The following is a 23570-nucleotide window of genomic DNA, read 5'->3' as shown; positions in this document are numbered from 1 at the left end:
ACGGGTTTCCATCCCTAACCGGACCATCTCCGTGGAACTCGCGGGCCGCCGTATCTGGGCGGTCCGTTTCCAGTTCGGCCAACCGGGCCTTGTCCCGGATGGCTGCACAGAAAAAAGGGCGGTCCGATCGGACCGCCCTTTTCCGTTCTATCTGCCGTGGCTCGCGCGCATGGCCCCCACGACGATCGCGGCCCAGGCCACGGCTGCCGCCCACCACAGGCCGCCCCCGATCAGCGCCATGCCGATCAGCCCCGCCTGCACCACGTAATAGGCCATGGTGATCAGCGTCTTGCGGATCAGGTCGCCCTCGCGGTCGGTCAGACCCACGGTGGCGGATGCGGCCACGACGTTATGCACGCAGATCATGTTGCCCGCTGCACCGCCGACCGCCTGCAGGACCACGACGACCGTGATGCCCGCCAGGTCCAGCCCGATGCCCTGCGCGGTCGAGAACTGGAACAGCGAGAACATCATGTTCGACACCGTGTTCGACCCGGCAATGAAGGCGCCCAATGCGCCGACGACCGGGGCAAAGATCGGCTATGTCGCCCCGGTCGCCGCCGCCATCCCTTCGGCCAGGGTGATGGGCATGGATGCCGTCCCCTCGGACCCCGAATTGATGAAGACCTGCACCATCGGCACCGCCAGCAGCAGCGCCGGGGCGGCCGCCAGCATCGTCTTGCCGGAAATGGCCCAGGCCTGCCCGTAATCGCGCCCCCGCATCCGGAACAGCGCGACCGAGATCAGCGAGGCGACGATCATCACGCTGCCCGGCGCATAGAGGAACTGCGCCGAAGCGTTGATCCCCGATCCGAACAGGTCGCGAAAGGCGATGGTCGTGGACGGTCCCGTCAGCCATGCCTTCAGCGGCGCGATGGTGCGGGTCAGGACCAGCAGCACCGCGACGATGACATAGGGCATCCAGGCCGTCAGCAGGGATATCGGCCGCCCTTCGGGGCCCAGATCGGCCTCCTCGGGGTGGACGCTGCCCTGCCAGCCCTCTTCCCACTGGTCGCGGGGCGGGAACTGGAAGCTGTCGGAGGGCATGAACCAGCCTGCCCGCGCCGCCGGCACCACGATCAGCAGCCCGATCAACCCGCCCAGCAGCGACGGGAATTCCGGCCCCAGAACGCGCGCCACCAGCAGATAGGGCAGCGTGAAGGCCAGCCCCGCAAAGATCGCGAATTTCCATGCGCGGAAGCCTTCGGCAAAGCTGCGGCTGGCCCCGAAGAACCGCGTCAGCATCCCCACCATCAGCAGCGGGATCAGCACGCCGATCAGTGCATGGACCAGCGCCACCTGCGCGGCCACGACCGGCACGTATTCCGCCACCGTCAGCGGCGCGATGGCCGTATCCACCGCCGCGCTGTTCGACAGGCCGGTGTTGATGCCCACCAGCATGGGCGTGCCCACCGCGCCGAAGGATACCGGCGTCGACTGGATGATCAGGGTGACCATGACCGCGGCCATGGCCGGAAAGCCGATCGCCAGCAGCAGCGGTGCCGCCACCGCGGCGGGCGTCCCGAAGCCCGAGGCCCCCTCGATCATCGAGCCGAACATCCAGGCGATGATGATCGCCTGGATGCGTCGGTCGGGCGAAATGTCGGTGAAACCACGCCTGATGGTGCGGATCGCCCCCGATTCCTGCACCGTGTACAAAAGCAGGATCGCCCCGAACACGATGTAAAGCAGCGTCACCGCCGTCACCAACCCGTTGACCGTGGCCCCCGCGATGCGCGCGACCGGCGCCCCCCACAGCACCAGCGCCAAGGCGACGGTGACCAGATAGGCCGCCAGCATGGCCAGCTTGGCCGACCGCCGCATGACGACCAGCAACACGAAAACAATCGCGACGGGCAACGCCGCCGCGACAAAGTATATGCCCTGTGACACCTCGTCTCCTCCTCGATCTGTCCGGTTCAGTCGAGGCGCCCCCTTCAACCAAAGCAAGAAAAAACCGGCCCGAAAAACGGGCCGGTTGCAGGACGTGTCAATTCCGTCTCGTGCTTAGGTCTGAGGTCAGTCCCGCCGGATGGCGATGGCGATGCCCTGACCGCCGCCGATGCACATGGTGATCAGGCCGGTGCGCTTGCCGGTCCGCTCCAGCTCGGCCAGGGCCTTGACCATCAGGATGGCGCCGGTCGCACCGACCGGGTGACCCAGTGCGATGGCGCCGCCATTGGGGTTCACGCGGGCCGGGTCCAAACCCAGGCCCTTGTTCACGGCCAGGGCCTGGGCCGCGAAGGCTTCGTTCGATTCGATCACGTCGAAATCCGCCGCCTTCAGCCCGGTCCGCGCCATCAGCGCCTCGACCGCGGGGATCGGGCCGATGCCCATCACCTCGGGGCGCACGCCCGCCACGGCATAGCCCAGGATCCGCGCGCGCGGCGTCAGACCCGCGCGCTCTGCCGCATCCGCCCGCGCCAGCACCAGCGCTGCCGCACCATCGTTGATGCCGCTGGCATTGCCCGCGGTCACGCTGCCGCCCTTCTGGAACACGGCCTTCAGGCCCGCCAGCTTTTCGGGGCTGGTCTCCTTGGGATGTTCGTCGGTGTCGAAGGCGACCATGCCCTTGCGGGTCTTGACCTCGATCGGGACGATCTGGTCCTTGAAATGGCCCGCTGCGATGGCCGCCGCCGCGCGGCGCTGCGATTCCATCGCGAATTCGTCCTGCTGTTCGCGGGTGATGTCATGTTCGGCGGCGACATTTTCCGCCGTGACGCCCATATGGCCGGTGCCCATCGGGCAGGTCAGCGCGCCGGTCATCATGTCCAGCATCGTCTGATCGCCCATCTTGGCCCCGAACCGGGCCGAGGGGATGACATAGGGCGACCGGCTCATGCTCTCGGCGCCGCCGGCGATGGCGAAATCGGCGTCGCCCAGCATCAGCGCCTGCGCGGCGGACACGATGGCCTGCGCGCCCGATCCGCAAAGGCGGTTCACGTTCATCGCGGGGGTGGTATGGGGGATGCCCGCCTCCAGCATGGCGACGCGGGACAGATACATGTCACGCGGTTCGGTGTTGATCACGTGGCCAAAGACCACCTGCCCGATCTGGTCGGGGGCGACGCCCGCGCGTTCCAGCGCGGCGCGGGTCACGGTGGCAGCCAGCTGGATCGGCGGGATGGCGGCAAGGCTGCCTCCGAAGGTGCCGATGGCGGTGCGGGCGCCGGACAGGATGACGATATCAGATGCGGACATGGCGGGCCTCCTCTTGGTGTGCGGGAAGAATAGGCGTGACGCGCGTCCCGACAAGCGCCGCCGGATATTCCGTCGCGGAACCCGCCTTTTCACGCCCGGCAAATTGCAGCCTCGCGCGCAAGGCGCTATGCTGCCACGGAATAACGAACATGAGGCGACGCATGACCCAGACCGGCCCCCGGCTGCGCATCAAGCTGCGGCTTGAATACGATTCGCCGCTGATCCTGGGCCCGGGCAAGGCCGAACTGCTGTCGCGCATCGCGCGCCTCGGCTCGATCTCGGCCGCCGCGCGCGAGATGGGCATGAGCTACAAGCGCGCTTGGACCTTGGTCGAGGAAATGAACATCGCCTTCGCCCAGCCCGTCATCGACAGCGCCCGCGGCGGCCCCAAGGGCGGCGGCGCGACGGTGACCGAAACCGGCCAGAAGGTGCTGCAGCATTACCGCGCGCTGGAAACCCTGCTGCTGGATGCGGGCGCCACGGACCTGAACGCCCTGAACGATCTGCTGCGCCCCGAGGGCAGCAGCTAGGCCGGGTCCCGCCCATCCACCGGCTTTGTGATTTCAACGCGACGGTTTTTTCCGTATGATCATGAAAAAACGAACAAGAGAGCAGGACGAGGGCAGGATGAACACGCTTTTGAAGCTGGCCATTGTGGGGCTGGTCGCCTCGTGCGGTGGCGGCAACTACAGCGCGCCGCGCCAGTTGAACAACGCTTGCGCCATCGCGGCAGAGCGTCCGGCCTATCTGCGCGCCATGAAAAAGACCGAACGCCGCTGGGGTGTTCCGGTCCATGTGCAGATGGCCACGATGTACCAGGAATCGAAATTCATCGGCGATGCCCGCACCCCGCATCAATACGCCTTGGGCGTCATTCCGATCGGTCGGCAAAGCAGCGCCTTCGGCTATTCCCAGGCGCTTGACGCCACCTGGGAGGAATACCAGCGCAAGACCGGCAACCGGCGCGCCAAGCGCGACAACATCCGCGACGCCACCGATTTCATGGGCTGGTACATGGATGGCAGCCAGAACGCCCTGGGCCTGTCGAAACATGACGCGACATCGCAATACCTGGCCTATCACGAAGGCCGCAGCGGCTTTGCCCGTGGCAGCCACCGCAGCAAGGGCTGGCTGATGCGCGTCGCCGCCCAGGTCGGCCAAAGGTCCGAGATGTATCGCCAGCAGCTGATCGCCTGCCGAAAGGCCTGATCTTCCCCGCTTGACGCGACCGCCGCATGCAGGCCTTCTGTTGAAAAAACAGGGGGCCAGAAATGTACAATGTCATCGGTACCGCGAAAAGCCGCGCCTTCCGCGTGCTGTGGATGCTCGAGGAACTGGGCCAGCCCTATTCCCACATTCCCGCCAATCCGCGCAGCGACGGCGTCGCCCAGTTCAACCCGGCTGGCAAGGTGCCGGTGCTGATCGACGACGGCACGCCCATCACCGATTCCACCGCGATCCTGACCTATTTGGCCGACCGCCACGGCCAGCTGACCCACCCCGCAGGCACGCTGGATCGCGCGCGCCAGGACAGCCTGACCCAGTTCCTGCTGGACGAATTCGACGCAGCCCTGTGGCTGGCCGCCCGCCACAGCTTCATCCTGCCCGAGGAAATGCGCCTCAGCGCCATCAAGAACACCCTGCGTTGGGAATTCGAGGCCAGCCAGAAGACCTTGGTGAACCGGATGGGCGAAGGCCCCTTCCTGATGGGCGACAAGATGACGGTGCCCGACATCATCCTGACCCATTGCCTGTCTTGGGCCCTGGGCGCGCGCTTCCCCATCGTGGAACATGACCTGACCGTCTATCTGGACCGCATGCGCGAACGCCCCGCGCATCAACGCGCCTCGGCGCTCTAGGTCCCGGTCAGGGCGCGCGCGGCGGCCAAGCCCGCGCGACGCCCGCTGTCCAGGCAGGCCGTCAGCAGATAGCCGCCCGTCGGCGCTTCCCAGTCCAGCATCTCTCCGGCGACGAAGACTCCGGGCAGTGCGCGCATCTGCAGGGTCTCATCCACCGCCTCCCGCATGATCCCGCCGGCGCTGGAGATGGCACGGTCCAGCCCCATCGGGCCATCGTGGCGCAGCGGCAGCGCCTTGGCCCGCGCGGCCCATCCGGCCGCATCCGCCGGCAAGGGTTGCCCCCATTCCAGCAACAGCGCCACCTTCACCGGATCACCCAGGATCCGGCGCAGCCAGTTCCCCAGCGACAGCTTGCCACGCGGCCGGGCAAATCGCGCCGCAAGGGCTGTCGCGTCCAGGTCGGGGGCCAGATCGACCCGCCCCTCGGCCCCGTCGCGCAGCGCCGAGGCCACCTCATAGACGCCGCCACCTTCGATGCCCTGCCGGGTGATGACCCATTCGCCGCGGCTGACCGCATCCCCCGCATGGATCGCCACACCCTTGACCGCCGACCCCATGATCCGCGCCATGGCATCGGTCCAGGCGACATGAAACCCCATATTCGCGGGCCGGAACGGCGCAATCGGCACGCCTGCACCCGCCAGCATCGGAACCCAGGCGGCATCCGAGCCCAGCCTCGGCCAGCTGGCCCCGCCAAGCGCCAGAACCGTCGCATCGGCATTCACCGTCACATGGCCGTCCGGCGTCGCAAACCCAAAGCCGCCTTCCAGATCGACCCACCGCCAGCGCGTCCGCAATTCGACCCCGCCCGCCCGCAGTCGGACCATCCAGGCCCGCAGCAGCGGAGAGGCCTTCATCCCCACCGGAAACACCCGTCCCGAGGACCCGGTGAACATCGGCACGCCCAACCCCTCGGCCCAGGCCATCACCTGGTCGGGACCAAAGGCTTCTCCGTTGTCCAAATACCCCGGGGTCCGGGGCAGAGCCCCGGTGACCCTGTTCCAGAACGCCGCGTCCGGCTCGGATTTCGTCAGGTTCAGGCCGGATTTTCCCGCCATCAGGAACTTGCGCGCGGGCGTCGGCATGGCCTCGGCCACGACGACACGCCGCCCCTGCCCCATCAGCATCTCGGCGGCCATCAATCCGGCGGGACCTGCGCCGATGACCAGCGCATCGACCCGTTCCGTCACCGCCGACCCCGTGGCTTCATCGCCAGACGCAACAGCGCGCGCTCAACTAGGGGCATCTGCGGCGCGCGGCTCGCGCTGCGCAGCGTCATGTCGGCCTGCAGCAGGGTCGAGACCGCCTCCTCCAGCGGCCCCATTCCCCAGCTTTGCGCCTGCCGCGCCATCCGCTCGCGCCGCGGGCCAAAGACCGGCGGCCGCGCCCGCGCCAAGGCCACGCCCGGCCCCGCAGGGTCCGCCGCCGCCAGGTGCAGCGCGCGAAAGTGGCGCAAGGCCGCGATGCACAATGCCACCGGCGAAATCCCCTGCCCCTCGATCCGCCGCATCAGCGGGCCGAAATCACCCTCGCGACGCTCGGCGACGACATGGATCAACTCGTCCAGCTCGGCCTCGATGGTCGCGGGGGCCAGCAGGGCGATTTCGTCCGGGGTCAGCGGCGCGGGGTCTTGGTATTTGTACAGCCCGATCTTCTCGATCGTTTGGCGCAGATCGCCGGGGTCCAGCGCGCGGGCCAGCAGCATCATTTCCTTCATGGCATCGCGCGGCACCTCGTGCAGGCCGACATCGGCCAGCCAGCGCGTCACCTCCTCGGGGCCGGGCGGATCGTCATAGATCGGCGCGGTCACCGCCTGTCCATGCGTCTCGAACAGCTTGCGCAGCGCCGAGGATTTCGACAATCCCCCCGCCGCCACGACGATCACCGCATCGCCCTGACGCCAATCTGTCAGGGCCGCGCGGATCGCATCGGCGGCGGAATCGGGTGTGTCATCCAGCAGAACCACCCGGGGTCCGGGAAAGAAGCCCACCTCGCGCACGGCGTCGATCAGCTGGGCAGGGTCCTTCTTCAGGCCCGCCCCCGGCATCCGGGTCAGGCGCATTTCCTCGTCGGCCTTTTCGCCGACCAGCGCCTGCACGGCCTCGGCCCGTTTCATCGCGACCCGCATCGGGTCCTGGCCATAGATCAGCAGCCCCGGCCGCGACGGATCGGGCCGCGTCAGATAGCGCGATATCTCGCCGCCTTTCAGCAGCATGGCACCCTCATTCCGGCAATTTCGACGCCGCTGCCAGCAGGCGCGTGACAACCTGGTCGGCCAGCATCAGCGCCAGCCGTTCCCGCGCCCCGCCCTCGGCCGCCAGGGTCGACACCGTCGTCCCCGTCGTCGAATAGGAGGTAAAGCTGCTGACCCGCCCCTGGGTGATGACCTGCCCGCCCGGACCGGTCAGCGTGAAATCGGCGGTGCCGTTCAGCGAATAGCGGGTCGTGACCTCGTCGGGGGTGATGGCCTGGGCCGCGACGGTGGCGCTGATGCGGTAATCCAGGTCATAGACCGCCGCGTCATCCGGCCCGATCCGTTCGGCCAGCCGCTGGTTGAAGACAAAGTCCAGGGGCGTGTCCGGATCGCGCGGGCGCACCTTGCCGAACAGCCGCGCCCCGCCTCCGCCCGGCCCATAGACCGGGGTCAGCCCGCAGCCCGCCAAGGCCAGGGCCGCGCCCAGGCCCAGCAGGACCGCGCGGCGGGACAGGCGGTCAGGCAACGACATTGACGATCCGTCCGGGCACCACGATCAGCTTCTTGGGGGCCGCGCCTTCCAGGAAGCGCTGCACGGTCTCATCGGCCAGGACCAGCGCCTCGATCCGGTCCTTGGGCATGTCCTTGGGGACCGTGATCTCGGCGCGGCGCTTGCCGTTGATCTGGATGGGCAGGGTCACGCTGTCATCCTCCAGCATTGCGGGATCGGCCTTGGGCCAGCCGGCATCGACCACCATGCCCTCTCCGCCCGATTTCGACCAGACCTCTTCGGCCAGGTGCGGTACCATCGGCGCCATCAGTTGGGCGATGATGCGCAGCGCCGCGCGACGGGCCTCGCCGCCCGCGCCCGACTTGCCGACGGCATTGGCCAGTTCGTAAAGCTTTGCGACGGCCTTGTTGAAGGCAAAGCCCTCGATCGCGCGGGTCACGTCGGCGATGGCGCGATGGGCGGCGCGGGTCAGTTCCAGATCCTCGCCCCCCTCGGCAGGGGCCTCGTCGGCCAGACGCCAAACGCGGGACAGGAACTTGTAGGCGGCCTCGGCCCCGGCGGCGGTCCATTCGACATCACGCTCGGGGGGGCTGTCGGACAGCATGAACCAGCGCGCGGTATCGGCGCCAAAGCTTTCGACGATGTTCACAGGATCGACGACGTTCTTCTTCGATTTCGACATCTTGGCCGAAGGGATCACCGTCACCGCCCGCCCATCGGCCAGCCTGCCGTCCGTCACATCCTCGGGCAGGTGATAGACGGGCCGGTCGCGGTCGTCGCGCGTCATGTAGATTTCATGCGTGACCATGCCTTGCGTGAACAGCGCGTCGAAGGGCTCGCGCGCCTTGTCGGGCAGGTGGCCGGTCTTGACCATCGCGCGGGCGAAGAAGCGCGAATAGAGCAGGTGCAGGATCGCATGTTCGATGCCGCCGATATACTGGTCGACATTCATCCAGTAATCCGCATCGGCCCGGTCGGTCGGCGTCGCGGCATGCGGGCTGGTGAAACGGGCGTAATACCAGCTGCTGTCCACGAATGTGTCCATCGTGTCGGTCTCGCGCCGCGCGGCCCCGCCGCATTTGGGGCAGGTGGCCTGACGCCAAGTCGGATGGCGGTCCAGCGGGTTGCCCGGCACGTCGAAGGTCACGTCCTGCGGCAGCAGCACGGGCAGGTTCGCCTTCGCTTCGGGGACGGTGCCGCAGCTGTCGCAATGGACGACCGGGATCGGACAGCCCCAATAGCGCTGGCGCGAGATGCCCCAGTCGCGCAGCCGGAACTTGGTGACGCCCTGACCGTAACCCGCGCCTTCCGCATGGGCGATGGCGGCGTCCACCGCGGCCTCTCCGGTCTGGTCGGCATCGCCCGCGAAACCGCGGACATAGGTCACGGCTTCCGTCTTGGTGGGCACGAAGGGCGCCTTGGCGACCAGATCGTCGGCCTGTTCCTGCGTCATCCCCGGCTGGCCGAAGGTCGCGCGGATCGGCAGCCCGTATTTCGTGGCGAATTCGTGGTCGCGTTCGTCATGCGCCGGGCTGCCAAAAATGGCACCGGTGCCGTAATCCATCAGCACGAAATTCGCGATCCAGATCGGCAGATGCCAATCGGCATCTAGCGGATGGGCGACGGTCAGGCCGGTATCGAAGCCCAGCTTGGGCGCGGTCTCGATCGCCTCCTCGGTGGTGCCGATGCGGCGGCACTCCTCGCGGAAGGCCTCGACCTTGGGGTCGTTTGCGGCCAGTTCCTTGACCAGCGGATGGTCGGGCGACAGCGCAACAAAGCTGGCCCCCATCAACGTGTCCGGACGGGTGGTATAGACCTCGATCCGGTCAAAGCCCGCGGGCGCATCGACGGTCGCGAATTCGAACTGCAGCCCGCGCGACTTGCCGATCCAGTTGGCCTGCATCAGGCGAACCTTTTCCGGCCAGCCCGACAAACCGTCCAGCGCCCCCAGCAATTCGTCCGAATAATCGCTGATCTTGAAGAACCACTGCGTCAGCTCGCGCCGCTCGACGACAGCACCCGACCGCCAGCCCTTGCCGTCGATGACCTGTTCGTTGGCCAGGACGGTCATGTCCTCGGGGTCCCAGTTCACCTGCGCCGACTTGCGCGTGATCAGGCCCGCCTCCAGCATGTCCAGGAACATCGCCTGCTGCTGGGCCACATAGGCGTCGTCACAGGTCGCGAATTCGCGGCTCCAGTCGATGGACAGGCCCAGGGGCTTCAGCTGTTCGCGCATGGTGGCGATGTTGGCATAGGTCCAGTCGCGGGGATGGCCGCCCTGTTCCATCGCGGCGTTTTCCGCGGGCATGCCGAAGGCGTCCCAGCCCATCGGGTGCAGCACCGAAAACCCCTGCGCGCGCTTGAACCGCGCCACCACGTCGCCCATCGTATAGTTGCGCACATGGCCCATGTGGATGCGCCCCGAAGGATAGGGGAACATCTCCAGCACGTAATATTTGGGGCGTTCGTCGCGGATGGCGGTAAAGGTGCCGGCCTCGGCCCAGGCCTTCTGCCAGTTGGCTTCGCTTTCGGACGGGGTATAGGGCATGGGTCAACCTTCGGGCATTTGCGTTGCCACGCGGTTTATACCCCAGACATGGGCGGGTCCAGTGTCCAGACCGACCCGCCGATCCAAAGGCGGGCGACCAAAAGGCGCCTGCCCTTAAAGACGGCCGTCCTGGATGCGCAGCTGGCGGGCGCGGGTCAGGATCGCGTCCTCGACCGCGCGCACGGTGCCGGGTTCGACCGCCGCCCCGCCCGGCCCCTGCAGCGACAGGCGCAAGCTGCGCGCGTCCAGCGCCGGGTCGCTGACCTGGATCGTCGCGCGATAGGACCGGCCACCGCCGGGAGGCGTGCCGTAACCCGTCTGGATCACGCCGGTGAAAGGATCGACCGTCTGCACCGGCAGGAAGTTCAGCACCTGAAGGCTGGCGTTCCACAGGTATTTGTTCACGCCGACCGTCGCGCTGGGGTTTTCGGACTGGCGGAACAGGTCCTGGATGCGGGTCACGCGCTCGGGCTCCTGCGGCGAGGCGCGTTCGGCCGTCCCGCCACAGGCGGCCAGTCCCGCGCAAAGCGTCGTGACGATCATCAGGCGTGCGGCGCGTGCGGTCTTCATGCTGTCCCCCGGGCGTATTTCGCGTGGGCCAGCTTTAACGCGGAACGACCGCCCGCGACAAGCGCCTTGGCCACGGGTCGCCGCCGCCACCCCCGGCGACGCCTAAGCCCCGCAAATCGCGGGGTTCCGCGATCACGGAAAGGTGTGGCGGTTGTGCATCACAGGGTTGGGGAAACCCCGGGGGGTCCGGTGATTCCGTTGCATCACGATTTCGAAAGAGGGAAACAACTAGACATACCCAAGGCGGGAGGCCGGTTTGGGCAACAGAGAGACAAGAGGGAACACGACCATGAAAAAGGTTCTTTTCGCGACGACCGCGTTGGTCCTGACGGCCGGCATCGCTGCGGCAGACGTCACCATCTCGGGCTACGGCCGCACCGGCGTGCTGTATCAGGAAGATGGCGTTCGCGGCGACCGCGTCGACGCTGATGGCAACGTCTACACCGCCAGCGACGCGATCGTTCAGTCGCGCCTGCGCATGAACATCGACGCGACGACCTCGACCGACCAGGACGTCGAATTCGGTGGCCGCATCCGCATCCAGTGGGACCAGGGCGACGACGAAACCACCGTTGCACCCGGCTACGTCTACGTGACCTCGAACGGTCTGACCGTCGAAGTCGGTAACTCGAACACCGCCTACGACTCGGCCGCTCTGATGTACAACTCGGAAATCGGCGTCTACTCGCGCTCGTTCGGCAACTCGCGCGGCGATTTCTTCGCCTACAACACCGACGGCTACCCGACCTACTCCAACGTCATCGACGCTACCAACCAGCGTCGCGCCGATTACATGGGCGTCATGGTCAAGTATGCCATCGCCGGCGTGAACCTGCGTGCATCGGTCGTCGATCCCGATCAGGTCTATGACGACCTGGGTGGCGACGACGAAAAAGAATACAGCATCTCGGCCGACTACGTCTGGAACGACATGCTGACCCTGTCGGCTGCCTACGTGAAGAACGGCGCCGGCATCGACGACAACGACCAGTTCTTCGTCGGTGGTGAATACGCCTTCAACGACAAGACCGACATCGGCATGCTGTACTTCGACAACGGCGAAGTCGAAAACGACGATTCGGAACTGGGCAAGACCTTCACCCTGTACGGCAGCTACGAAGTCGCACCGCTGACCACCGTCAGCGCCTACGTCACCAACAACGACGCAGAAGTCAACGAGACCGACAATGCTTACGGTCTGGGTGCTTCCTACGACCTGGGCGGCGCAATGCTGGCCGGTTCGGTCCAGCGCGGCTATGACGAGCGCGTCACCGCCGACATGGGCGTCCAGTTCAACTTCTGATCTGATCCAGATCACGCAGTTGCGGAAAGAGCGGGCCTTGCGCCCGCTCTTTTCTTTATGTTCAGTGGCTTCATGGGTTTGACAGATATCACCAGCCGCCTTGCCGCGGCCGAAGCCGCCGCAGGACGCGCCCCAGGCAGCGTCACGCTGATCGCCGTCAGCAAGGTCCAGCCGAACGAACGCGTCCGGGCCGTGCTGGATGCGGGCCACCGCGTGTTCGGTGAAAACTATGTCCAGGAGGCGCAGGCCAAATGGCCCGACTGGCGCCGGGATTTCGACGGCATCGACCTGCACATGATCGGGCCGTTGCAGTCCAACAAGGCCAAGCAGGCCGTCCAGCTGTTCGACGCGATCCACACGCTGGACCGCATGACGCTGGCCCGCAAGCTGGCCGCACAGATCCAGGAACTGGGCCGCCATCCGCAGCTGTTCGTGCAGGTCAATACCGGGGACGAACCGCAAAAGGCGGGCATCCTTGTGGATGAGCTGCCGGGCTTTCTGTCATCCTGCGCGCAGCTGGACCTGAGCCCCACCGGCCTGATGTGCATCCCCCCCGAAGGGCTGGACCCGCAGCCGCATTTCGCCTTGCTGCGCAAGCTGGCCGCCGATCACGGCCTGCCCCATCTGTCGATGGGCATGAGCGCCGATTTCGAGACCGCCGTGGCCGAGGGTGCGACCCATATCCGCGTGGGATCGGCCATCTTCGGCGCGCGCGATTACGGCTGACCCGTCAGGGGTATTTGAACAAAGAAGAAACCGGCGGGACGATCAGCGTCGTGCCGGGGACCGCACGTTCCGCGATCCAGCACAGGTCGCGGCGGGCGAAGGCGATGCAGCCCTCGGTCCCGAAATGCGGGCGGCGCCATTGGTGCAGGAAAATGGCCGATCCGCGCCCACCCCTGGCCTCCGGCCAGTTCCAGTCGGTGGTCAGCACCAAATCGTAAAGCGGATCGGCACGGCGCATCCGTTCATGGCTGTGGGCAAAGGGCGCGCGGACATGGTGGTTGTAATCCGCGTGCCCGCTGGCGTCGCACCACAGATCTGGGGGCCCGATGGGCCGCGCCCATGCGGTGGGGCGTTGCAGGCGGTCGGGGCGGTACCACAGACCGGTGATGCGGTGAACGCCGATGGGGGTGGCGCCGTCGCCTTCGCGCTTGGCGGCGGTCAGGCCCGCCTTGCCGATGGCGCAGGGGGTGGTTCGCCCGTGAAAGCGCAGGCCCGCGGGCGTCAGGACCATATCGCCGGGGGTCACAGCAGATGCCCCGATTTTTCGGCCTTGGTGTCCAGGTAGTCCGTGTTGTGGCGGTTGCGCGGCGTGATCAGCGCCACCCGTTCGGGCACCGCGATGCCGTGGCTTTCCATCATCGCCACCTTGCGCGGGTTGTTGGTCATCAGCCGTGTCGCGTTGAAACCCAGGCCCCGCAGCAGCGCGGCGCCGATGCGAAAGTCGCGCTCGTCATCCTCGAAGCCAAGGCGGTGGTTCGCCTCGACCGTGTCGAAGCCCTGGTTCTGCAGGTCATAGGCGCGCATCTTGTTGGCCAGCCCGATGCCCCGACCTTCCTGGTTCAGATAAAGCAGAACGCCCGCCCCCGCCTGCCCCATCGCATCCAGCGCCGCGCTCAGCTGCGGCCCGCAATCGCATTTCAGGCTGCCCAGCACGTCGCCGGTGAAACAGGCCGAATGCAGCCGCGCCAGGACGGGGGCATCGCGGGGCGGATCGCCTATTTCCACCGCGTAATGTTCGGCCCCGCCATCGTCGGGGCGAAAGACATGCAGGCGCGATCGTTCGGCCGATTGCAGCGGCAGACGGGCGGCGGTGACGGGCGCCATCGCGGTTTCGGCCGCAAGCTGGGCAATCACCGGGCCGGGCTGCAACCGGGTCAGCCCGGGGGGCGCGGGGGCGGTCACCAGCAGCATCGCGGGAAGCAGCTGCGCCGATTTCGCCAGCGCCAGCGCCGCCCGATGCGCGGTCACGTCGCCCCCCCGTTCCGTCGCCAGCGGGCCCTTCATGGGCGTCATCAGGTCGCCTGACGGGTCCGCCAGCGCCTGCAGCCACGCCAGATCAGCGCCTTGCGGCACGATCACCCGCGCGACGCCCGGATCATAGGCCCGCGCCTTCAGCGTCAGCGCGCGGCGGTCGGTCAGCGCCAGAACCGGCCGCGCCAGCGCCCGCAGGTCGGCCAGCCGGGCGGGCGACAGAGTCTCGACCGCCGCCGCGATATGGTCGCCCATCACCACGGGCAGCCCCATCCGCAGGTCGGCGCGGGCACGGGCGATGGTTTCGGAAAGGGTCGGGATCAGGCTCATCGGGCCACGCATTCTTGAAACATAGTGAAACATAACGCGCGATTCCGACAACTCCATGTGAGAATTCCGACATGTTGCTGGACGGATGGGGTCACGCACCCCACTCAAGTATCAACAAGCCATAGGAGGCAACATGCCCGGACTTAAAAAAATCCTGCTGGTGGATGACGAAGAAGACCTGCGCGAAGCCCTGGCCGAACAGCTGGTGGCCACCGATGATTTCGACGTGACCGAGGCCGGAACCGGTGCCGAAGCCGTCGAGGCCACGAAAAACGCCATCTTCGATCTGGTGGTGCTGGATGTCGGCCTGCCCGACACCGACGGGCGCGAATTGTGCAAGAAGCTGCGCAAGCTGAACGTCAAATGCCCCATCGTGATGCTGACCGGCCATGACACCGATGCCGACACGATTCTGGGTCTGGACGCGGGTGCCAACGACTATGTCACCAAGCCGTTCAAGTTCCCCGTCCTGCTGGCCCGCCTGCGCGCCCAGCTGCGCACGCATGAACAGTCCGAGGACGCGATCTTCCAGTTGGGGCCGTACACGTTCAAGCCAGCGATGAAGATGCTGATCGATCAGAAGGACCGCAAGATCCGCCTGACCGAAAAGGAAACCAACATCCTCAAGTTCCTGTATCGTGCCCAGGACGGCGTCGTGCCGCGCGACGTGCTGCTGCACGAGGTCTGGGGATATAATGCCGGCGTCACCACGCACACGCTGGAAACCCACATCTATCGGCTGCGCCAGAAGATCGAGCCGGACCCCTCGGCGGCGCGTCTGCTGGTGACGGAATCGGGCGGCTATCGACTGGTTGCATAAGACGACGAAAGGCCCGCTTCGGCGGGCCTTTCCAACGGTTCCGCCTGCCCATCGGCAGCTTTCCGCCAATGCAATCAGGGCGGGAACCCGGTCGGGATTTCGACGTTGAACCCATGAAGCCCAGTGGCCGGTGGATGCGGCCACACCCTCCCTCCCTGTTGGACTGCCCGGTGCCTTGCACCGGGCCTTTTTTTTCAGCCCCGCCCGTGGGGTTCGTTCCAATCGGCATCAGGTCCGACGGGGACGATCCGGTGCGGATTGATCATGTCGTGGCTGTAGTAATAGTGCCGCATGAAATGGTCGGGATGGACGGTTCCGGCCACGCCGGGCCGTTGATACAGCTCGCGCGCCCAAGCCCACAGATTGGGGTAATCGCCGATGCGGCGGCGGTTGCATTTGAAGTGGGTGTGATAGACCCCGTCAAAGCGGAAGACCGTCGTCAGCAGCCGCCAATCGGCCTCGGTCAGGCGGTCGCCTGCCAGATAGCGGTTTTCCGAAAGCAGCCCCTCGATCCAGTCGAGGCTGTCGAAAAGCGGCCCCACCGCCTTGTCATAGGCCTGCTGGGATGTGGCGAAGCCCGCCTTGTAGACGCCGTTGTTGACCGTGTCATAGACCCGGTCGTTCACCTGGTCGATCCGGTCGCGCAGATCGGCCGGATAGTAATCGTCGTGATTGCCGGTGATGCCGTCAAAGGCGGAATTGAACATGCGGATGATGTCGGCGCTTTCATTCGACACGATGCTGCCGGTCTGGCGATCCCACAGCACGGGGACCGTGACGCGCCCGGTCATGTCGGGCTGGACCTTCAGATAGACCTGGCGCAGGTAATCCAGCCCGAACTGGCGGTCGCCCGTCGCGCCTTCGAAATCGGTGCGGAATTCCCAGCCCTCGGACAGCATCTCGGGGTGGACGACGGAAATGTCGATATGGTCCTCCAGCCCCTTGATGGCGCGGAAGATCATCGTGCGATGCGCCCAAGGGCAGGCATGGCTGACATAGAGATGATAGCGCCCGCTTTCGGCCTGATGCCCGCCCTGCCCCGAGGGGCCGGGACTGCCATCCGCCGTCACCCAATCGCGGAACTTGGCGGCGTCGCGCTTGAATTCACCGCCATTGCTGTCGGTATCGTACCATTGGTCCTTCCAGACCCCGTTCACCAGCTGGCCCATCTTTCATTCCTTTCGTGATCCGTTGCGCCAACGGATGGCAGGCCGATCCGTTCCGGCGATCAGCCGATGGCGCGGTCGCGGGTTTCGGTGCGGATCAGCATCAGCGCCGCCGCCGCCAGCACCAGCAGCAGGGCAAAGATGCCGATGGCCAGGGTGAAGCTGCGGGTGAAGACCACGGCCAGCAGGCTGGGCGCCAGGATGCCGCCAAGCCGCGCGACCGCGCTGGCCGTGCCCATGCCCGTGCCGCGCAGATGGGTCGGATAAAGTTCGGGCGTGAAGGCGTAAAGCGCGCCCCAGGTCCCCAGCAGCGCAAAGCTCATCAGGATCAGCGCGGTGGCGACCATGGCGGTGCCGCTGGCCATGGTGAACAGGAAACAGCCCGCCGCGCTGAGCAGCAGGAAACCCGCAAGGGTCGGACGCCGGCCCAGAGCCTCGACCCCCCACGCGGCCAGCGCGTATCCGGGGATCTGCGCCAGGGCCAGGATCACCAGGAAGCCATAGCCGCGCACGAAGCCGAAGCCTTCGCTGGCCAGCTGCCCCGGCACCCAGATGAAGACGCCGTAATAGGACAGCGACACCAGAAACCACACGGCCATCACGCCGATCGTGGAACGGCGCAGCGGTTCCGAGAAGATCGAGGTGGCGACGCCCGACGGCACATGGGCCGCCTGAAGATGCGCGTCGGGCGGCAGGGGCGATGCGCCGTTGATGTGCAGGATGCGGTTGATGACGGTGCGCGCCTCGGCCTGGCGGCCCTTGCGGACCAGGTACATCGGCGATTCGGGCACCCAGAAGCGCAGGCCGAAGCCGATCAGCGCAGGCAGCGCCGCCACGAAGAAGATCCAGCGCCACGGTGCCTCGGCGCCCATGCTGGCGGCGGCCCATGCGGTCAGGGCCACGACGATGGTGCCCACCGCCCAGAAACCCTCCAGCCAGACCAGCCAGCGGCCCCGCGACCGTGGCGGCAGGAATTCGGCCATCATCGCGTAATCGACGGGCAGCGTGCCGCCCACCGCCACGCCCGTCAGGAAACGCAGCACCAGCAGCAGCGTGAAATCCCCCGCCATGACCGAGGCCAGCCCAAAGACCGCATCCATCGCGACGGTGGCGATCAGCACCCATTTGCGCCCCACCCGGTCGGCCAGCCGCCCGAAGGCGAAGGCGCCCACGAACATGCCCAGGAAGAAGACCGTCCCGATGTTCAGCGCCGTGACACGGTCCAGCCCAAAGGTCGTGGCGATCGAGGGCCAGGCAAAGCCCACCGCGATGACCTGCATCGCATCCGCCGCCCAGACCAGCCCGAAGATGCACAAGAGCCGCCATTGGAAAAGCCCGGTGCCGCCGCGGGTCAAGGCCTCGTCGATGGTCAGTTTCATGGTGATGTCCCCCGATACATCCTGCGTCACCCTTGCATAGCGCGGGCGGCGCACATGGCAAGCCTTGACCTCGACAGGCCGAAGACCCGCCGCTAGGGTCCGCGCGAAACCCGCCAAGGAGTGCCGCCATGTTCACCATCGCCACCTGGAACATCAACTCGGTCCGCCTGCGCGAGGGGCTGGTCGCCCGCTTTCTGGCCGAGGAAGGCCCCGACGTGCTGTGCCTGCAGGAATGCAAGTCGCCCGTCGACCTGATCCCGGTCGAACAGTTCCGCGCGCTTGGATACCATCACATGGTCGCGCGCGGGCAGAAGGGCTATAACGGCGTGGCGATCCTGTCGCGCCTGCCCATCACCGATGCGGGCGACCGCGATTACGCACAGCTGGGCCATGCCCGCCATGTCGCCGCGCGGATGGAAAACGGCGTCACCATCCACAACATGTACATCCCCGCCGGCGGCGACATCGCCGATCGCGAGGTGAACGAGAAATTCGGCCAGAAGCTGGATTTCCTGACCGAGATGCGCGACGTCTTCCACGCCGACCGCCCCACGAAATCCATCATGGTCGGCGATTTCAACATCGCCCCGCGCGAGGATGACGTCTGGTCGCACAAGCAGCTGCTGAAGGTCGTCAGCCACACGCCGATCGAGGTCGACCATCTGCTGACCGCCCAGGAGGCGGGCGATTGGGTGGACGTGACCCGGCAGGACATCCCCGAAGGTCTGCTCTATTCGTGGTGGAGCTATCGCGCGAAGGATTGGGACGGTGCCGACAAGGGGCGGCGCCTGGACCATATCTGGGCGACGCGCGACATCGCGCAGGCGGCCCATGGCAGCCGGGTGCTGCGTCCGCTGCGGGGCTGGGAAAAGCCCAGCGACCACGTTCCGGTCATGGCCCGCTTCGACCTGTAAAGGAAAAGCCGCCCCTGCAAGGGGGCGGCTTCGGGATCAGGCCGAGCTTTCGTCGCCCAGCGCGTGACCGTCCAGGTCCAGGATATCCTCGTCCTGGCGGTCCCAGTCACGGCGCTCATCCTCGGTCGCGCGGGGCGAGAACCAGCCCGTCAGCGCATAAAGGATGCCGATCAGCGGCGCGGTCCAGCAGGCGAAGGCCAGCGGGATATAGAGCAGGTTCGTCAAATCGCCGCCCATGATGTTCAACGACAGGGCCGTGATGACGAAGGCACCGCCCGCATTCCACGGGATCAGCGGCGACATCATCGTCCCGCCCTCCTCGACGGCACGCGACAGGTTCAGCGTCGAATAGCCCATGCCGCGGTACAGCGGCGCATACATCCGCCCCGGCAGCGCGATCGAGATATAGGGATCGCCCGCCACGACGTTGGTGGCGAAGGCGGTCGCGATGGCGCTGCTCTGAACCGCCGAGAAGCTTTTGACACGGCTGATGATGGCGTTGATGATCGATTCGAGGCACCCGGTGCGTTCCAGCGCACCGCCAAAGCCCAGCGCGATCAGCATCAGCGAGATGGTCCACATCATCGACTGGATGCCGCCCGCGTTCAGCAGGCTGTCGATATCCTCGACCCCGGTCTCGATGGCATAGCCCGACTGCGCATAGCTGAAGACGTCATGCAGCCCCGCGCCCTGCCAGAAGATCGCGACGACGGCCCCCAGCAGCACACCGGTGAACAGCGACGGCAGCGGCGGACGCTTGGCGATGGCCAGAACGATCACGACCAGCGCCGGGATCAGGGGAATGATGCCCAGCGTGAACTGCGCCGACAAGGTGTCGGTGATGGCATCGATCCGTTCGAAGCTGGTCGCGGCCGGGGTGATCAGCGCATAGCCGGCCACCAGATAGACCGTCAGCGCGATCAGCATGGCGGGCACCGTGGTCGGCAGCATGTTCTTGATGTGGTCGAAGATGTTGACCCCCGTCACCGCCGGGGCCAGGTTCGTCGTGTCCGACAGGGGCGAGACCTTGTCGCCGAAGAAGGCGCCCGACACGATCGCCCCCGCGGTCCAATAGGGCGGGATGCCGAAGCCCGCGCCGATCCCCATCAGCGCAACGCCGATGGTCCCGACCGTGCCCCAGCTGGTCCCCAGCGACAGCGACACCACCGCACACAGGATCATCGCCGCCGCCAGGAAGATCTGCGGGTTCAGCAGCGTCAGCCCGTAATAGATCAGCGTCGGAACCGTTCCGGATGCGATCCAGACCCCGATGATCATCCCCACGACGATCAGCACCGACAGCGACGGCATGGACACGTGGATGACGTGAAAGACCCCCTCGCGGATATCCAACCATTTCTGACCGCGCAGCACGCCCAGCAGACCGGTGATCGCAAGCCCCAGCACCAGCGGGATATGCGGTGTGAAATCGCCATAGTAAAAAAGCTGGATCGCCAGCAGCCCCAGCGTCAGCACGATGGGCAGCAAGGCCAGGTGCAGCGGCGGCAGGTCCCGCGTCGTTTCTGTGGTTTCGCTCATCCGGTTCCCCATTCTCTCTCAACGTTGTCGTCACATGCCCGTGAGGGCGTGATGCGGCGGTAACGCGCAATCCGCCCTTTTGTTCAACGCCTTCACCCCCCATATTGGGCGGGACCATGCGAACCGAATGATCCGGGGACAAGATGACAATGCTTTTCGATGGTGCGGGCAACGCACCCAAGACGGACGAATTTATCAAGGACGTGTCGCAGGCCGACTTCATGAAAGAGGTCGTCGAGGCCTCGATGGAGGTGCCGGTCATCGTCGATTTCTGGGCACCCTGGTGCGGTCCGTGCAAGACCCTGGGCCCGATGCTGGAATCCGAGGTCGCCCGTCACAAGGGCCGGGTGCGCATGGCCAAGGTCAATGCCGACGAAAACCAGGCCATTCTGGGCCAGCTGCAGATCCAGTCGCTGCCGACCGTCTATGCCTTCTTCAAGGGTCAGCCGGTCGACGCCTTCCAAGGCGCGCTGCCGCAAAGCCAGATCAAGCAATTCGTCGACAAGCTGGCCGAGATGGGCGGCGATGACGGCGGCCTGGCCGATGCCATCGCCGCGGCCGAACAGATGATCCTCGACAACGAAGCCGCCGACGCCATCGAGACCTTCACCGCCATCATCGGCGAGATGCCCGACAGTGCCGAAGCTTGGGGCGGCTTGATCCGTGCCCATCTGGCCGCCGGCGACCATGCCGCCGCTGCCGCCACCCTGACGCAGGTCCCCCCCGCCATCGCCGGGTCGAACCCCGTCGAGGCCGCCCGCGCCCAGCTGCAACTGGCCCAGCAGGCCGAAAGCGCGGGTCCGCTGGACGACCTGCAGGCGCGCGTCGATGCCGATCCGACCGATCAGCAGGCCCGGCTGGAACTGGCCCGCGCGCTGCATGCCGCCGGACAGGTCGAACAGGCGATCGACATCCTGCTGGAGAGCTTCCGCCTGGATCGCGACTGGAACGAGGGCGCGGCCAAGGCCCAGCTGATCACCATCTTCGACAGCCTGCCCGGCAAGGACCCGCTGGCACAAAAGGGCCGGCGCCGCCTGTCCTCGATGATCTTCGCCTGATCCATGGCATTGCGTCTGGACCTGCCCGAACGCATCGCGCTGTTTCCCCTGTCGGGGGCGGTGCTGATGCCCCGCGCGCGCCTGCCGCTGCATATCTTCGAACCCCGCTATCTGCAGATGATCGAGGATACGCTGAAGACCGGCCACCGCCTGATCGGCATGGTCCAGCCCGAGGCGGACGGGCTTTCGGCCATCGGATGCGCCGGACGCATCGTGTCGTTCAACGAAAACGACGATGGGCGGATGATGATCTCTCTGGGGGCCATATCGCGGTTCCGGCTTCTGGACGTGCAGGACAGCTTTGCCCCCTATCTTCAGGCAAAGGTGGACTGGTCCTCGTTCGCGCGCGACCGGGGCAAGCCGGAACATGATCCCGCGATGGACCGCAAGGCGCTGTTCGACCTGCTGGCGCGCTATATGGAAAGCCGGGACCTCTCGACCGATTGGGACGCCGCCGCCCAGGCCGAGGACGAGATGTTGATCAATTCCCTGTCGATGATGCTGCCACTGTCCCATGGTGACAAGCAGGCCTTGCTGGAATCCCCCACATTGGTCGATCGCCGCGAATTGCTGGTCGGCCTGATCGAATTCGCCCTGCGCGGCGACGAACCCGAGGAACGACTGCAATGACCGAACCCGCCCATGACCGCCACATGCTCGAGGCGCTGGTCTGCCCGGTGACCCACACCACGCTGCATTACGATGCCGACAAGCAGGAACTGGTCTCCTCGGCCGCCGGCCTGGCCTTTCCGATCCGCGCCGGCATCCCGATCATGCTGATCGACGAGGCGCGCCAGATCCGCGCCGATGATTGACCGCGAACGCCGCCTGCCCCTGTGGGTGCGGGCGCTGATCCTGGTCTGTCTGTTGGCCGAAGGGATCCTGAGCGTCGCCGATCTGGCGGGCTATCCGGCGCTGCGCCCGGCCACCTTCATGCTGGGGGCCTTCTGGTCGCCGCTGCTGATGCAGGGGGTCGGCCTCTATCCCGGTCAGGGCGTGGCGATGTTCCTGACCTATGGCCTGCTGCATGGCGGCCTGCTGCATGTGGCGATGAACATGGTGTCGCTGGCCGCCATCGCGCGCGAACTGACCCGCATGATCGGACCGGGGGCGATGGCCCTGACCTATCTGGTCAGCCAGATCGCGGCGGCGCTGCTGTTCGCCGTGATGCAGCCGCAGGCGGGCCCGATGATCGGTGCGTCGGGCGCGGTCTTCGGTCTTGCGGGCGCGCTGGTCGGCTATGCCGCCATCAACCTGACGCGCCGCCGCAAGGCCCTGACGCCGCTTTTCCGGTCCGTGGGGCTGATCCTGCTGCTGAACGTCGCCCTGACGGTGATGATGCCCTCGATCGCGTGGCAGGCCCATCTGGGCGGCGCCGCGGCAGGCTTGATCATCGGCCTTGCCCTGGGCATGCGCAGGTCCTGACCGGGCTTCTCCTTTGCACCAATACCCTGCGGGGGTCCGGGGGCGCAAAGCCCCCGGCTTGGGCGGGGCGCAATCAGGTCTCGCCGGCGTCCTTGCCCGCATCCTCGGCTTCCGGCATCTCCGCTTCGCCCTCGCCCTCGGCAGCCAGCAGGCGGCGCATCACGGGCCGGAACGCGTCGGCGGGTGTGTGGGCCAGCGTCGCCGCATCATCCAGGGGCGCGGCCGCCAGATGCTCGGCGATCAGCCTGTGGCCCAGGCCATAACCGGTCCATTTGCGCAGATCGCCCTTGCCCAGGAACCAGCGCGCGTGGTCGTAATCCAGCCGTGCCCATTCGTTCATCGCCTGCCGCGCGACGCCCGATGCCGGACGCACCGCATCCCATGGGTCGGGCTGGCCGCCCAGAACCTGCAACACGAAATGCCCCGCCAACCCTTCGCTGACCAGGGCCGCCCCCAACGACTTGCCATAGCCGGGGCCGTCCCACCGCATCAGGTGATGCAGTTCATGAACCAGCGTGCGCATCAGGTGGCTTTCGGAAAAGCGGTCGGGGTTCAGCGTCAGCTCGATGATGCCCGGCGACGGCGCATGGCCCGCCACGCCCCAATCGGGCATTCCGCCCCCCGGCAGGACCCGGATCACCAGGTCGAAATCCGGCAGATCGGCATGACCGCCGGCCAGGGCCACGGCCTGCTTTGCCGCGGCGCGGATATCGGCCATGTGGCGCGTCACCGCATGACGCGCGTTCAGAAAATGCATGGTCCAGAATGTCATGTCG

At 66.5% G+C, this 23570-nt stretch carries 23 protein-coding genes and 1 pseudogene; 11 read left to right on the top strand and 13 right to left on the bottom strand.

Annotation, left to right across the window (positions count from 1 at the left end):
* Positions 1–147 precede the first annotated feature (147 nt).
* Together IE00_RS12880 and IE00_RS12875 are read right to left on the bottom strand one after the other, a co-directional pair.
* Positions 148–1893, bottom strand: a pseudogene (locus tag IE00_RS12880) (L-lactate permease).
* A 126-nt stretch (positions 1894–2019) separates the two neighbouring features.
* Positions 2020–3201, bottom strand: a complete 1182-nt coding sequence (locus tag IE00_RS12875) for an acetyl-CoA C-acyltransferase family protein (protein WP_072297554.1) — start codon at positions 3199–3201, stop codon at positions 2020–2022.
* A 149-nt stretch (positions 3202–3350) separates the two neighbouring features.
* On the opposite strand from IE00_RS12875, the gene IE00_RS12870 reads away from it, so the two are divergent.
* From IE00_RS12870 to IE00_RS12860, 3 genes are all read left to right on the top strand, one after another.
* A complete protein-coding gene (locus IE00_RS12870) occupies positions 3351–3731 on the top strand; it encodes a winged helix-turn-helix domain-containing protein (protein ID WP_072297552.1) in 381 nt (126 codons plus the stop codon).
* A gap of 97 nt (positions 3732–3828) precedes the next feature.
* Positions 3829–4410 (top strand): lytic transglycosylase, encoded by a 582-nt coding sequence (locus IE00_RS12865; RefSeq protein WP_072297550.1) that lies wholly within the window; start codon positions 3829–3831, stop codon positions 4408–4410.
* A gap of 62 nt (positions 4411–4472) precedes the next feature.
* Positions 4473–5060, top strand: a complete 588-nt coding sequence (locus tag IE00_RS12860) for a glutathione S-transferase family protein (protein ID WP_072297548.1) — start codon at positions 4473–4475, stop codon at positions 5058–5060.
* Here the strand turns inward: IE00_RS12860 and IE00_RS12855 are convergent.
* The 5 genes from IE00_RS12855 to IE00_RS12835 form a co-directional block, all read right to left on the bottom strand.
* A complete protein-coding gene (locus IE00_RS12855) occupies positions 5057–6250 on the bottom strand; it encodes a TIGR03862 family flavoprotein (RefSeq protein ID WP_072297546.1) in 1194 nt (397 codons plus the stop codon). The genes IE00_RS12860 and IE00_RS12855 overlap by 4 nt on opposite strands.
* A complete protein-coding gene (gene holA, locus IE00_RS12850) occupies positions 6247–7275 on the bottom strand; it encodes a DNA polymerase III subunit delta (RefSeq protein WP_072297544.1) in 1029 nt (342 codons plus the stop codon). Before holA ends, IE00_RS12855 begins: the two co-directional genes overlap by 4 nt.
* A gap of 7 nt (positions 7276–7282) precedes the next feature.
* Positions 7283–7786 (bottom strand): LPS assembly lipoprotein LptE, encoded by a 504-nt coding sequence (gene lptE, locus IE00_RS12845; protein WP_072297542.1) that lies wholly within the window; start codon positions 7784–7786, stop codon positions 7283–7285.
* Entirely contained in the window at positions 7773–10313 is a 2541-nt protein-coding gene (gene leuS, locus IE00_RS12840; protein ID WP_072297540.1) for a leucine--tRNA ligase, read from the bottom strand. Before leuS ends, lptE begins: the two co-directional genes overlap by 14 nt.
* Before the next feature lie 114 nt (positions 10314–10427).
* Positions 10428–10883, bottom strand: coding sequence for a DUF3576 domain-containing protein (locus tag IE00_RS12835; protein ID WP_072297538.1), 456 nt, complete (start codon positions 10881–10883; stop codon positions 10428–10430).
* 289 nt (positions 10884–11172) lie between these two features.
* Between IE00_RS12835 and IE00_RS12830 the strand changes: the two genes are divergently transcribed.
* Both IE00_RS12830 and IE00_RS12825 read left to right on the top strand, forming a co-directional pair.
* Positions 11173–12186, top strand: a complete 1014-nt coding sequence (locus IE00_RS12830) for a porin (RefSeq protein ID WP_072297537.1) — start codon at positions 11173–11175, stop codon at positions 12184–12186.
* 57 nt (positions 12187–12243) lie between these two features.
* Positions 12244–12912, top strand: a complete 669-nt coding sequence (locus IE00_RS12825; RefSeq protein WP_256374821.1) for a YggS family pyridoxal phosphate-dependent enzyme — start codon at positions 12244–12246, stop codon at positions 12910–12912.
* Positions 12913–12916: 4 nt separating this feature from the next.
* On the opposite strand, the gene IE00_RS12820 is transcribed toward IE00_RS12825, so the two are convergent.
* Positions 12917–13438: a L,D-transpeptidase gene (locus tag IE00_RS12820; RefSeq protein ID WP_240493890.1), complete on the bottom strand. Its 522-nt coding sequence runs from the start codon at positions 13436–13438 to the stop codon at positions 12917–12919.
* On the bottom strand, positions 13435–14493 hold the full coding sequence (gene ribA, locus IE00_RS12815) for a GTP cyclohydrolase II (protein WP_072297536.1): 1059 nt from the start codon (positions 14491–14493) through the stop codon (positions 13435–13437). Before ribA ends, IE00_RS12820 begins: the two co-directional genes overlap by 4 nt.
* A 133-nt stretch (positions 14494–14626) precedes the next feature.
* Here ribA and IE00_RS12810 point away from each other — a divergent pair, with 133 nt between their 5' ends.
* On the top strand, positions 14627–15313 hold the full coding sequence (locus IE00_RS12810) for a response regulator transcription factor (protein WP_072297535.1): 687 nt from the start codon (positions 14627–14629) through the stop codon (positions 15311–15313).
* Between the two features lie 194 nt (positions 15314–15507).
* Here the strand turns inward: IE00_RS12810 and IE00_RS12805 are convergent, their stop codons facing one another.
* Together IE00_RS12805 and IE00_RS12800 are read right to left on the bottom strand one after the other, a co-directional pair.
* Positions 15508–16482 (bottom strand): glutathione S-transferase family protein, encoded by a 975-nt coding sequence (locus IE00_RS12805; protein WP_072297534.1) that lies wholly within the window; start codon positions 16480–16482, stop codon positions 15508–15510.
* 59 nt (positions 16483–16541) lie between these two features.
* Positions 16542–17858, bottom strand: a complete 1317-nt coding sequence (locus IE00_RS12800; RefSeq protein WP_072297621.1) for an MFS transporter — start codon at positions 17856–17858, stop codon at positions 16542–16544.
* A gap of 128 nt (positions 17859–17986) precedes the next feature.
* Here IE00_RS12800 and IE00_RS12795 point away from each other — a divergent pair, with 128 nt between their 5' ends.
* Positions 17987–18772 (top strand): exodeoxyribonuclease III, encoded by a 786-nt coding sequence (locus IE00_RS12795; RefSeq protein ID WP_072297532.1) that lies wholly within the window; start codon positions 17987–17989, stop codon positions 18770–18772.
* A 36-nt stretch (positions 18773–18808) separates the two neighbouring features.
* Here the strand turns inward: IE00_RS12795 and nhaC are convergent, their stop codons facing one another.
* On the bottom strand, positions 18809–20311 hold the full coding sequence (gene nhaC, locus IE00_RS12790; protein WP_072297530.1) for a Na+/H+ antiporter NhaC: 1503 nt from the start codon (positions 20309–20311) through the stop codon (positions 18809–18811).
* Between the two features lie 143 nt (positions 20312–20454).
* On the opposite strand from nhaC, the gene IE00_RS12785 reads away from it, so the two are divergent.
* From IE00_RS12785 to IE00_RS12770, 4 genes are read left to right on the top strand one after another with little or no spacing between them, the layout of a single operon-like run.
* On the top strand, positions 20455–21369 hold the full coding sequence (locus IE00_RS12785; RefSeq protein WP_139291427.1) for a tetratricopeptide repeat protein: 915 nt from the start codon (positions 20455–20457) through the stop codon (positions 21367–21369).
* Positions 21370–21372: 3 nt separating this feature from the next.
* Positions 21373–21999, top strand: a complete 627-nt coding sequence (locus IE00_RS12780) for an LON peptidase substrate-binding domain-containing protein (RefSeq protein ID WP_072297525.1) — start codon at positions 21373–21375, stop codon at positions 21997–21999.
* Positions 21996–22184, top strand: a complete 189-nt coding sequence (locus IE00_RS12775) for a Trm112 family protein (protein ID WP_072297523.1) — start codon at positions 21996–21998, stop codon at positions 22182–22184. Before IE00_RS12780 ends, IE00_RS12775 begins: the two co-directional genes overlap by 4 nt.
* On the top strand, positions 22177–22794 hold the full coding sequence (locus IE00_RS12770) for a rhomboid family intramembrane serine protease (protein WP_072297521.1): 618 nt from the start codon (positions 22177–22179) through the stop codon (positions 22792–22794). Before IE00_RS12775 ends, IE00_RS12770 begins: the two co-directional genes overlap by 8 nt.
* Positions 22795–22867: 73 nt before the next feature.
* On the opposite strand, the gene IE00_RS12765 is transcribed toward IE00_RS12770, so the two are convergent.
* A complete protein-coding gene (locus IE00_RS12765; protein WP_072297520.1) occupies positions 22868–23566 on the bottom strand; it encodes a DUF2268 domain-containing putative Zn-dependent protease in 699 nt (232 codons plus the stop codon).
* Positions 23567–23570 lie beyond the last annotated feature (4 nt).

This window comes from Paracoccus sp. SM22M-07, from assembly GCF_001887735.1.
In the GTDB taxonomy this organism is placed as follows: Bacteria; Pseudomonadota; Alphaproteobacteria; order Rhodobacterales; family Rhodobacteraceae; genus Paracoccus.
The sequence above is the reverse complement of the archived record's forward strand: the minus strand, read 5'-3'. Positions and strand labels throughout refer to the sequence as shown.

Bases quoted from the DNA above. Each gene is read 5' to 3' on its own strand.
- IE00_RS12875 (WP_072297554.1), bottom strand. From the start codon at position 3,201: ATGTCCGCATCTGATATCGTCATCCTGTCCGGCGCCCGCACCGCCATC.
- IE00_RS12870 (WP_072297552.1), top strand. From the start codon at position 3,351: ATGAGGCGACGCATGACCCAGACCGGCCCCCGGCTGCGCATCAAGCTG.
- IE00_RS12865 (WP_072297550.1), top strand. From the start codon at position 3,829: ATGAACACGCTTTTGAAGCTGGCCATTGTGGGGCTGGTCGCCTCGTGC.
- IE00_RS12860 (WP_072297548.1), top strand. From the start codon at position 4,473: ATGTACAATGTCATCGGTACCGCGAAAAGCCGCGCCTTCCGCGTGCTG.
- holA (WP_072297544.1), bottom strand. From the start codon at position 7,275: ATGCTGCTGAAAGGCGGCGAGATATCGCGCTATCTGACGCGGCCCGAT.
- lptE (WP_072297542.1), bottom strand. From the start codon at position 7,786: ATGTCGTTGCCTGACCGCCTGTCCCGCCGCGCGGTCCTGCTGGGCCTG.
- leuS (WP_072297540.1), bottom strand. From the start codon at position 10,313: ATGCCCTATACCCCGTCCGAAAGCGAAGCCAACTGGCAGAAGGCCTGG.
- IE00_RS12835 (WP_072297538.1), bottom strand. From the start codon at position 10,883: ATGAAGACCGCACGCGCCGCACGCCTGATGATCGTCACGACGCTTTGC.
- IE00_RS12830 (WP_072297537.1), top strand. From the start codon at position 11,173: ATGAAAAAGGTTCTTTTCGCGACGACCGCGTTGGTCCTGACGGCCGGC.
- IE00_RS12825 (WP_256374821.1), top strand. From the start codon at position 12,244: ATGTTCAGTGGCTTCATGGGTTTGACAGATATCACCAGCCGCCTTGCC.
- ribA (WP_072297536.1), bottom strand. From the start codon at position 14,493: ATGAGCCTGATCCCGACCCTTTCCGAAACCATCGCCCGTGCCCGCGCC.
- IE00_RS12810 (WP_072297535.1), top strand. From the start codon at position 14,627: ATGCCCGGACTTAAAAAAATCCTGCTGGTGGATGACGAAGAAGACCTG.
- IE00_RS12805 (WP_072297534.1), bottom strand. From the start codon at position 16,482: ATGGGCCAGCTGGTGAACGGGGTCTGGAAGGACCAATGGTACGATACC.
- IE00_RS12800 (WP_072297621.1), bottom strand. From the start codon at position 17,858: ATGAAACTGACCATCGACGAGGCCTTGACCCGCGGCGGCACCGGGCTT.
- IE00_RS12795 (WP_072297532.1), top strand. From the start codon at position 17,987: ATGTTCACCATCGCCACCTGGAACATCAACTCGGTCCGCCTGCGCGAG.
- nhaC (WP_072297530.1), bottom strand. From the start codon at position 20,311: ATGAGCGAAACCACAGAAACGACGCGGGACCTGCCGCCGCTGCACCTG.
- IE00_RS12785 (WP_139291427.1), top strand. From the start codon at position 20,455: ATGACAATGCTTTTCGATGGTGCGGGCAACGCACCCAAGACGGACGAA.
- IE00_RS12780 (WP_072297525.1), top strand. From the start codon at position 21,373: ATGGCATTGCGTCTGGACCTGCCCGAACGCATCGCGCTGTTTCCCCTG.
- IE00_RS12775 (WP_072297523.1), top strand. From the start codon at position 21,996: ATGACCGAACCCGCCCATGACCGCCACATGCTCGAGGCGCTGGTCTGC.
- IE00_RS12770 (WP_072297521.1), top strand. From the start codon at position 22,177: ATGATTGACCGCGAACGCCGCCTGCCCCTGTGGGTGCGGGCGCTGATC.
- IE00_RS12765 (WP_072297520.1), bottom strand. From the start codon at position 23,566: ATGACATTCTGGACCATGCATTTTCTGAACGCGCGTCATGCGGTGACG.